This window comes from Chitinophaga sp., assembly GCF_035564935.1.
Classification (GTDB): Bacteria; Bacteroidota; Bacteroidia; order Chitinophagales; family Chitinophagaceae; genus Chitinophaga.
The window spans coordinates 1-9,975 of record NZ_DATMTE010000670.1; the positions used below are offsets into that span (position 1 = coordinate 1).

The 9,975-nt window shown below is 48.2% G+C and carries 8 protein-coding genes; 5 read left to right on the plus strand and 3 right to left on the minus strand.

Annotated features, from left to right (window positions below; all coding sequences use genetic code 11):
• The 4 genes from VN105_RS17285 to VN105_RS17300 all read left to right on the plus strand — a co-directional run.
• The coding region (locus VN105_RS17285; RefSeq protein ID WP_325642781.1) for a hypothetical protein at nucleotides 1-436 on the plus strand (436 nt) is incomplete at its 5' end.
• A gap of 48 nt (nucleotides 437-484) precedes the next feature.
• Entirely contained in the window at nucleotides 485-1,693 is a 1,209-nt protein-coding gene (locus tag VN105_RS17290; protein ID WP_325642782.1) for an efflux RND transporter periplasmic adaptor subunit, read from the plus strand.
• Nucleotides 1,694-1,723: 30 nt separating this feature from the next.
• Nucleotides 1,724-4,864: an efflux RND transporter permease subunit gene (locus VN105_RS17295; protein WP_325642783.1), complete on the plus strand. Its 3,141-nt coding sequence runs from the start codon at nucleotides 1,724-1,726 to the stop codon at nucleotides 4,862-4,864.
• Complete coding sequence (locus VN105_RS17300; protein WP_325642784.1) at nucleotides 4,857-6,287, plus strand: efflux transporter outer membrane subunit; 1,431 nt, start codon at nucleotides 4,857-4,859, stop codon at nucleotides 6,285-6,287. The genes VN105_RS17295 and VN105_RS17300 overlap by 8 nt, the downstream gene beginning before the upstream one ends.
• A 45-nt stretch (nucleotides 6,288-6,332) precedes the next feature.
• Here the strand turns inward: VN105_RS17300 and VN105_RS17305 are convergent, their stop codons facing one another.
• Genes VN105_RS17305 through VN105_RS17315 form a run of 3 tightly spaced genes read right to left on the minus strand, consistent with a single transcriptional unit; the run spans nucleotide 6,333 to nucleotide 8,717 of the window.
• On the minus strand, nucleotides 6,333-7,130 hold the full coding sequence (locus tag VN105_RS17305) for an alpha/beta hydrolase-fold protein (protein WP_325642785.1): 798 nt from the start codon (nucleotides 7,128-7,130) through the stop codon (nucleotides 6,333-6,335).
• A gap of 36 nt (nucleotides 7,131-7,166) precedes the next feature.
• Nucleotides 7,167-7,964 (minus strand): O-methyltransferase, encoded by a 798-nt coding sequence (locus VN105_RS17310; protein WP_325642786.1) that lies wholly within the window; start codon nucleotides 7,962-7,964, stop codon nucleotides 7,167-7,169.
• A 15-nt stretch (nucleotides 7,965-7,979) separates the two neighbouring features.
• Nucleotides 7,980-8,717, minus strand: a complete 738-nt coding sequence (locus VN105_RS17315) for a glycosyltransferase family 2 protein (protein WP_325642787.1) — start codon at nucleotides 8,715-8,717, stop codon at nucleotides 7,980-7,982.
• A 187-nt stretch (nucleotides 8,718-8,904) separates the two neighbouring features.
• Between VN105_RS17315 and VN105_RS17320 the strand changes: the two genes are divergently transcribed.
• Nucleotides 8,905-9,975 (plus strand): hypothetical protein (locus VN105_RS17320; RefSeq protein WP_325642788.1); only part of this gene is annotated, 1,071 nt, incomplete at its 3' end.

Consider the following 9,975-nt stretch of genomic DNA (forward strand, 5'->3'; position numbering starts at 1 on the left):
TTGCGGTTTAATGGATAATCGTGCGCACATATTAAAACGGTGGACTCTTGTCAGCTTCCTGCTGTGTTTACAGCTCGTAACTGCTGTTCTGCCTTCATTGGCCGCACATCGCCATTATTTTCTGTTACCGGATCTGCAAAAACAACAGGTTGAACAGGACAGGCTGTTAAGTCTTGTTAATAAAATCCCTGTACATTTCGATGCCGACGATGATGGCGCAGAAGTGTGGCACATCACCAAACACCGGCGTAAACCGCGCTGGTACCTTAATGCAGCTGCTCCGCAGGTAAGTACTGCTACCCGTATTGTATATCTCGATGCAGATAATACTGCACGCAGCATTTATATTCCTGAGAATAAAACCGGTGAGTACGGCCGTCAGAAATCCTTTCTGCCTGCCTACTATTCCTTCCTCTTCCGGTTTACTCCCTTTTGAATACCAGCACATTTCTTATCGTAATCTTTTTTAATTTTTTTTAGGGAGATGCCTGCATTTTCTGCCGCTATAGCAGATGGCCTCCTGTTGTGTTGTATTCACCCATTCCGGTTATTCCGGGATCAATATTTTATTGCTATGCGTCAATATACAGGGATCTTAACATCGCTGATCGCTCTTTTTATGGCTGGTTGCGCCACCAAAGGAGAAAGTACCAACAAAGAGGATCTTAAAGTTTTACCGGTTACCACACTGGTAACAAAAGACACCGTGTTACACCGTTCTTATGTAACAGATATCCAGGCCGTACAAAATGTGGAAATACGCGCCCGTGTTAACGGGTTCCTTGATAAAATATTTATTGATGAAGGCCAGGAAGTAAAAAAAGGACAGCTGCTGTTCGGTATCAGTGATGCCGAATACCTCGCCGAGCTGGCAAAGGCCAAAGCTGTGCTGAGCAGTGTAGTAGCGGAAAGCAAAGCCGCCGCCCTGGAACTGGACCGGGTAAAATTACTGGTAGAGAAAAAAGTGGTAGCGCCTTCCGAACTGGAAGTAGCCAATGCCAAGCTGGCTGCCGCACAGGCGAAAATAGAAGAGGCCCGCTCTGCCGCTTCCAACGCCGAAATGCGCTTATCGTACACCAGTATCCGCGCCCCTTTCGATGGCATTGTTGATCGTATCCCTTTAAAGAAAGGAAGCCTGATCAGTGAAGGCACCCTGCTTACATCAGTATCCGATACACGCGACATCTATGCTTACTTCAACGTATCAGAAACTGAATATCTCCAGTACAACAAAGCACTGGCAAAAGGCGATAACAGTTACCGCAAAGTATCACTGGTACTGGCAGATGGTACCGATTACAATCACCCTGGTAAAATAGAAACCATAGAAGGTGAATTTGAAGAAAACACCGGTTCCATTGCCTTCAGGGCCCGCTTTCCTAATCCTTCCAAGCTGCTGAAACATGGCGCCAGCGGGAAAGTGCGCCTTACCACCGAAATGGACAGCGCGGTGATCATCCCGCAAAAAGCGGTATTCGAAATGCAGGATAAAAACTATGTGTTCGTGGTAGACGGCGCTAATAATGTGAAGATGAGAAACTTTGTTCCACAGGCCCGCTTCGCACATTTCTACATCGTTGAGTCCGGGCTGAAACCCGGCGAACGCATTGTATGCGAAGGTGTGCGCAATATCCGTGACGGTGTCCGGATTTCACCACGCGGCGTGCCAATGGATAGTTTACTCAGTTTATAATCACAGCTCCTTAGCTGAAACCACGGAACAATGTTTGAAACTTTTATAAAAAGACCGGTGTTATCACTGGTCATATCGCTTATTATCACATTGGTAGGCCTGCTGGCCCTGTTTACCTTGCCGGTTACCCAGTTTCCGGATATTGTGCCGCCTTCTGTAACCGTAACGGCCAAATACACCGGCGCCAATGCGGAAGTATCTGCCAAAGCCGTATCTACACCGCTGGAAAGGGCTATCAACGGGGTGCCGGGTATGACGTATATGTCGTCTGTATCCAGTAACGACGGGATCACGGTGATCCAGGTATTTTTCCAGGTAGGTACAGATCCCGACCAGGCGGCCGTAAACGTGCAAAACCGCGTGGCCACCATTATTGATGAACTGCCGGAAGAAGTGATCAAGGCGGGTGTTACCACAGAAAAAGAGGTGAACAGTATGCTGCTGTACCTCAACGTAATGAGTGAAGACACCACCCTTGATGAACAGTTCATCTACAACTTTGCAGATATCAATGTACTCCAGGAATTAAAACGTATCGACGGTGTGGGCCGCGCGGAAATCATGGGCGCAAAGGAATACGCCATGCGCGTATGGCTGAAACCTGATCGCATGCTGGCTTACAACGTATCGGCCGACGAGGTGATACAGGCCATCCGCAAACAGAATATTGAAGCCGCTCCCGGTAAAACCGGCGAAAGCTCCGACAGGGACCCGAATATGCTGCAATATGTATTACGGTATACGGGTAAATTCTTTGAGCCCGAACAATACCGGCAGATCGTATTGCGCGCGGGCCAGGATGGATCGGTGCTTCACCTGAAAGATATTGCCGATGTGGAATTTGGCTCGCTCACCTACAGCATGGTATCCAAAACAGACGGTAAACCCTCCGCCTCTATCATGCTCAAACAGCGCCCCGGTTCCAACGCCCGCGATGTAATTAACAATGTGAAGGCAAAAATGGAAGAAATGAAGCAATCCTCGTTTCCTCCGGGCATGACCTTCAACTTCAACTACGACGTATCCCGCTTCCTGGATGCTTCTATCCATGAAGTGGTGAGAACATTATTTGAGGCGTTCCTGCTGGTATTTATCGTGGTATTTATTTTCCTGCAGGACTTCCGCTCCACCCTCATTCCTGCCCTTGCCGTACCGGTGGCATTGATCGGTACGCTGGCCTTTATGCAGATGATGGGCTTTTCCATTAACCTGCTTACGCTTTTTGCCCTGGTACTGGCTATCGGTATTGTGGTAGATAATGCCATTGTAGTGGTGGAAGCCGTGCACGTAAAGATGAGCGAAGAACACCTGCCTCCCATGGAAGCCACGCTGGCAGCCATGAAGGAGATCAGCGGGGCATTGGTGGCTATCACGCTGGTGATGTCCGCGGTATTTATACCGGTGGCATTCCTGTCTGGTCCTGTTGGAGTATTTTACCGGCAGTTCTCTCTCACACTGGCCATCTCTATCGTGATATCGGGCATTAACGCAGTAACGTTAACGCCTGCACTCTGCGCCATCATGTTAAAAGACACACATGGCAAACCCCGTAAAAAGAACCTGCTGCAGCGTTTCTTTAACGGCTTCAACAAAGGATATAACGCTACTGAAAATAAATATGCAAAGCTCATCAGCTTTATCGCCGGCAGGAGACTGATCACCCTCGCCTGCCTTCTTTTCTTCTTCGCCGCCACCTGGGGCGTAAGCGCAATCCTGCCTTCAGGGTTCATTCCTACGGAAGATCAGGGCATGATCTATGTAAACGTAACCACCCCTCCGGGCGCCACCGTAGAGCGTACCGAAGCCATACTGGACCAGGTACAGGCCATTGCCGCCGAACTGGGCGAAGTGGAATCCGTATCCACCCTGGCAGGTTACAGCCTGGTAAATGAAGTGGCCGGCGCTTCCTATGGTATGGGCATGGTAAACCTGAAATCATGGGATGAGCGCAAAGCCTCCGTACAGGATATCATTGAAATCTTACAAAAGAAAACAGCTGTTATTGCAGATGCCAGCATCGAATTTTTCCCGCCGCCTACCGTTCCCGGATTCGGTAACTCCAGCGGGTTTGAATTACGCCTGCTCGACCGGAGCGGTACCGGCGATTTGCGGCAAACGGCGCAGGTAACCAACCAGTTCATTGACGCACTGAAAAAACGGCCGGAAATAGGCAGCGCCTTCACCAGCTTTGACGCGGAGTTCCCGCAATACCTGATCCATGTAGACCAGGCCATGGCAGCCAAAAAAGGCGTGAGCATAGAAAATGCTATGAGCAACCTGCAAACGCTGATGGGTAGCTTCTATGCGTCTAACTTCATCCGCTTCGGGCAAATGTATAAGGTAATGGTACAGGCGGATCCATCCTACCGTACCAAACCCGACGACCTCCTGCGCCTCTACGTAAAAAACGACCGCGGTGAAATGGTATCCTATTCCGACTTCGTGAAACTGGAACGTGTATACGGGCCGGAACAACTAACGCGGTACAATATGTATACCGCCGCCATGATCAACGGCGACGCGAAACCAGGGTTCAGCAGCAGCCAGGCCATTGCCGCCGTGCAGGAAACAGCCGCCAAAGAACTTCCCAGGGGATACAGCTATGAATGGAGCGGTATGACGAGAGAGCAGATCCTTTCCGGCAACCAGGCTATCTACATTTTTATCATCGTACTGGTATTTGTGTACCTGTTGCTGGCTGCCCAGTATGAGAGCTTCCTGCTGCCGCTGCCGGTGCTGTTGTCGCTGCCCGCCGGGATTTTCGGCGCCTTCCTTTCCCTGAAAGTATTGGGCCTTGAAAACAACATTTATGCACAGGTAGCACTGGTAATGCTGATAGGACTGTTAGGTAAAAACGCTATCCTCATCGTGGAATTTGCCATTCTGAAAAATAAACATGGCGCTACCATACTGGCGGCTGCCAAAGAAGGCGCCGTGTCCAGGCTGCGTCCTATCCTTATGACGTCATTTGCATTCATTGCAGGGTTGATACCACTGTGTATTGCCTCCGGCGCAGGCGCCATGGGCAACCGTTCCATTGGTACAGCCGCAGCCGGCGGAATGCTCATCGGAACCATTTTCGGTGTACTGATCATACCCGGATTATATGTGCTGTTTGCCTCCATGATCAGGAAAAAATCCGTTGAACTAAAAGCTTACACCAATGAATAAACGAATATATCAATACGCATTATATGCTGCAATGGCCGCTGCTACAGTGGCCTGCAGCACACAAAAGGAACTGGCGCTGCCGGAACGTATAAGCGTTCCCGTAGTTTCCGGTAACAACAGCGATACTATTTCGCTGAAAAATTTTACACAGGTATTCAATGATCCTCACCTGCGGAGCCTCATCGACACGGCGCTACGCAATAACTACGACCTGCTGTCTGCAGCACAGCGGGTAGCCACCGCCCAGGCTAACCTGATGATGGCGAAGAATGCATGGCTGCCATCGCTGAACCTTTCCCTTTCGGCCGGCGTGGATAAGTATGCAGACTATACCCTCAATGGTGTAGGTAATTTTGATACCAACCTGTCGCCCAATATCAGTAAGGATCAGCGCATTCCCGGGCCAACGCCCGAGTACTTTGCCGGACTGAGAAGCAGCTGGGAAATAGACCTGTGGGGAAAACTGAAAAGCCAGCGCCAGGCCACCTATGCCCGCTTCCTGGGCAGTGAACAGGGACGTCGTTTACTCACCACACAAATTGTGGCAGGTGTTACCGGCCTGTATTATGAACTCACTGCCATGGATAATGAGCTGGCTATTATACAACGCAATATTAAACTACAGGAAACGGCGGTGGCTACGGTGCACATTCAGAAAGCCGGTGGCCGCGCTACAGAGTTGGCGGTACAACAGTTCACTGCACAGTTGCTGAGCACACAGGCGCTGGAATATGGTGTTAAGCAGGAAATTGCCTCGCTCGAAAACCAGCTCAACGCCCTCCTGGGCAGGTTGCCACAACCCATTGAACGGAGTGCGGTAAAGGATACGCAGGCGCTGCCGGATGCCATCAAAAGAGGCATCCCGGCCAGTTTGCTCCTGCAACGCCCCGATGTACAACGCGCCGAGCTGGAACTGGCGGCCACCAAAGCCGATGTTAAAGCGGCAAGGGCTGCCTTTTTACCCGGCCTCACCATTACCCCTTATGCAGGTTTTAATGCCTTCAAAGCAGGGCTGTTGTTCCAATCGCCTGCATCCATTGCATGGGGCGCCCTTGGCAATTTAACCGCCCCCATCTTCAATAAAAAACAGATAAAGGCACAATACAATATCAGCACCGCTAATGCGTGGACGGCATTTTACGACTACCAGCAGGCCATTGTAAATGGTTACCAGGAAGTGGCTTCTGCACTCAATAAAGTAGAAAACCAGCAAGAGGCGTACTCGCTGAAAAGTAAAGAGGTGCTGGTGTTACAACAGGCCGTGTCTACAGCAAATGTGCTTTTCACAACAGGTTATGCCAATTACCTGGAAGTGATCACGGCACAGAAAAGTGTGCTGGAAGCGGAACTGGCGCTGGTAACTACCCGGCGTAATGTATACCAGGGAATGGTGTCACTGTACAGGGCATTAGGTGGTAATTAGGAGGTATAAAAAGGAGAAGGAGCGCCTGAACGCTCCTTCTCCTTTTTATTTTTTACGATGTTTAAACAACCAGGGCATAAAACCGGGTTCTACAAACATATTATCCCAGCTGTTGTGCCCTACCCCGGGGTATTCCGTATATTTTTCTTCCGCACCCAATGCCTTCAGTTTGGCATCATAAGCCCTCGAAGCTTCTACCGGCACCACTCTATCATCTCCTCCATGAAAGATCCACACCGGCACTTTTTTCGCAAAGTTACCGGCGGCCTCCACGTTACCGGCGCCACAAATAGGAAATGCAGCCGCAAAAAGATTGGGGCGTTTTGTGATTTCATAGAATGTACCCATTCCTCCAAGCGATAAACCACCAATGTATACACGTTTGGCATCTATTTTCCCGCTTGCCACAATGCTATCCAGCAACTGGTTGAGCAAAGCAGTGGGAGGAGTGGGATCGCCATTCAGCGGAAAATCTGCCTGGATTACTTTACCGGTGCTGTCGCGCACAAATTTCATGGGCGCCCAGGTTTGATTATCAGGGCACTGCGGGAAAAGTACAAATGCGGGGTAGTTGGCGCGTATCGTATCACGCAGGAACATGGCGCCTCCGTGCAGGAGCTGCGCCTCGTTGTCATGGCCTCTTTCACCGGACCCATGCAGGAAAACGATCAGCGGGTATTTCTTATGACGATTATAGTTAGCCGGCAACAGGAGGCGGTACCGCAGGGTATCACCTTTACGGCTAAACGATTCTTTACTGTATTGGGAAAGGCTATCCTGTGCAGTGGCTGCCAGGCCGCCAGAAAGCAAACAGGCAATGAGGAGTATTTTCAGGTAACGCATAACGGGGAAATTTATACCTAATATACTACCTCAAAGTCAGTATTTCAGGGTAAAATGTTGTTTCACCTTAAAATCCTTCCTGAAAAATACCAGCCCGATAAAAAACAGGTCGATGGTCATGGTTACCTGCGGATGATCCTGTATGGTATGCCAGGCGGCCTCCATATCCGGGGTCCAGTGGATATCGTCGAAGATAAAAACAGAATACTCATCCGCAAATTGCAGGCACTGCTCAAAATAAGCCAGTGTGGGCTCTTTGCGGTGATTGCCATCTATATAAACCCAGTCGGGCAACTGCATTTGCTTTAATACATCCGGCAATACGGTGTCGAAGTTGCCGGTGATCTGCGTGATGTTTTTTATATGCAGCGCTTCAAAATTTTTAGCAGCCCTGGCTGCTATATTAGGGCAGCCTTCAATAGTATAAATACGGGCCTGCGGGGCGGCCTTTGCCATATATGCCGTAGAAAGTCCCATAGAAGTACCCAGTTCGAGGATACGGGCCGGCTGAAGATATTGTATCAGCCGGTAAAATAACTGCCCGAATTTGGGCTGTTTTGCGGCATAGCGGGTGATATCCCGTACGCGGCGCTCATTACCGGCCGATATCAGTGATCCCGCACCCAGGTCGGTTACCTGTAGTGTTTCATTACTTTTCAGGAGTTGTTTCCGCAACTGTTCTATTTCCCGGAAAGCAGGATGCTGTTTTTTATCCAGCAACACATCTTCTATCAATGAAAATACAAAGGGAGAATGTACATCATGACGATTGCCCGAGGTAAAATAATACTTCAGGTATTTTCCGGCTAAATTATACTGTTGCGCTAAACCCACTGGCTGAATTATTTTTTAATAGATCTTTCCTTTTACGATGCCCCACATATGCAAACGATGCTGCAGGGATACCCTCAATACGCCGAGGCCGTAAATGGCGCTGCGTTTGAAGTTGATACTGGAGGCCTCGTCGAAGTACTTGGTAGGACAGGTAATCTCTGCAATATCGTATCCTTTCATAAATATCTGGGAAACCATTTCATTATCAAACACAAAATCGTCATTATCAGCCATATAGTTGATATTACGCAATACCTCTGATGAAAATGTCCGGTAACCGGTGTGGTACTCACTCAGCTTCTGACCGATCAGGATGTTTTGTGTCAATGTTAAGAAACGATTAAATATGTATTTATACATCGGCATTCCCCCTTTCAGGGCGCCTTTTCCCAGGATCCTGGACCCGAAAACCACCGGGTATACATCATTGGCGATAATACTGCACATAGCAGTAATGAGCTTGGGCGTATACTGGTAATCGGGGTGCAGCATCACCACAATATCGGCTCCCAGCTCCAGCGCCTTGTTGTAACAGGATTTCTGGTTACCTCCGTAACCTTTGTTTTTATCATGACGGATCAGGTGCTGAATCCCCAGATGCTTCCCCACTTCAAGGGTATCGTCTCTGCTGGCATCGTCTACCAGTACCACGTCGTCAACTATGTCAAAAGGGATTTCCCGGAATGTTTTTTCCAGTGTAAGTGCTGCGTTGTAGGCCGGTAATACAACCACTATCTTTTTGTTGTTAAGCATGAAAGTGGATCAAATTTGGCAGCAAAGGTAACTTACCTGCTGATAATTCAAAATATATCAGGGAAATGCCCCGCTGATGCCACCTATCATGATTTAATTTTAACTGTTATTAATTATTTATCTTTGCGTGATGACGTTTTTGGCATCATATTTTCTTAAATTTTTGTTAACAAAAAGCAAAAACAACATGTTAAAACACCTACCAACGGAAATGAGGCATAACAAACGCTTGACCAGCAAGCCCGATGAGTCATTACCGTTAGTACACCTGGCCCAGAGATTCCTGACCGCCGGATGGATAAAAGTGCTACCAGCCCCCCTTGTTTTACTTTTTACTTTCCAGACAGCTTACGCACAGGACCCGGAACTGAAAAGTACCACCTCGCCTGTGATCAAAACCCAGGATACTACTATCCGCAAACTGATGGAAGATGTACAACGGATCACCGACAATGACAAACAAAACTCTACTGCAATACAAGCCCTTTTACAGGGAAAGGAAATAGATAACATCACCAAATACGAGCTGATAAAGAACAATATCATCAATGCCAGTGAAACGTATTACCTGCTTAACAAAAAGATCATCGATCTGAAGTCGCGTACTACTACCAATAACCTCGATGTTTTCATTACCTCCCTGAATAACCCTGAAAGTAAAGCGTTAGGGTTTTCACTGAGCGACCGCATCGTGGAACTGGTGGAAAAGATCATCCTGAAAAATAAGGGCGATAAAAGTGAGAAGAACTCCAAAATTGTGGAGTCTACAAAATCGATCATCAACAGCCCTATTTTCCAGAGCTTCACTTCCCTCACGCCACCGCTGGCTATTGCCAACTCTGTGATGAACTTTCTTCACAGCGTAAGTGTGAATAACAAACAGATCAATCAGAAATCATTACAGGAATTTGAAAAAGAGCTGAATAAATATGTAGTGTATTACACCGCATTAAATGATGCTAACCAGAAATTCGAATATGGGCTGAACTGTAATAAAGACCAGCTAAGCCTGCTGCAGGATAACCTGTTTGATCATCTTTCATTTACCGCCACCTCTCTTAAATTCCCTGCTCCGCAGAAAGGAAACCAGGGTTTGAGCCAAACGATGAACGAATACTTCTTTGATTTCAAGAAGGAAAAAGTAGTGGATTACTTTGCCAAACTGGAAGAGAAATATACCAAAGGCAAACGGATCGATTACGAATCCCTGCTGCGTGAAAACTCTTCCCTGAAAGAAGTAAATAACCAGCTGGAAGAC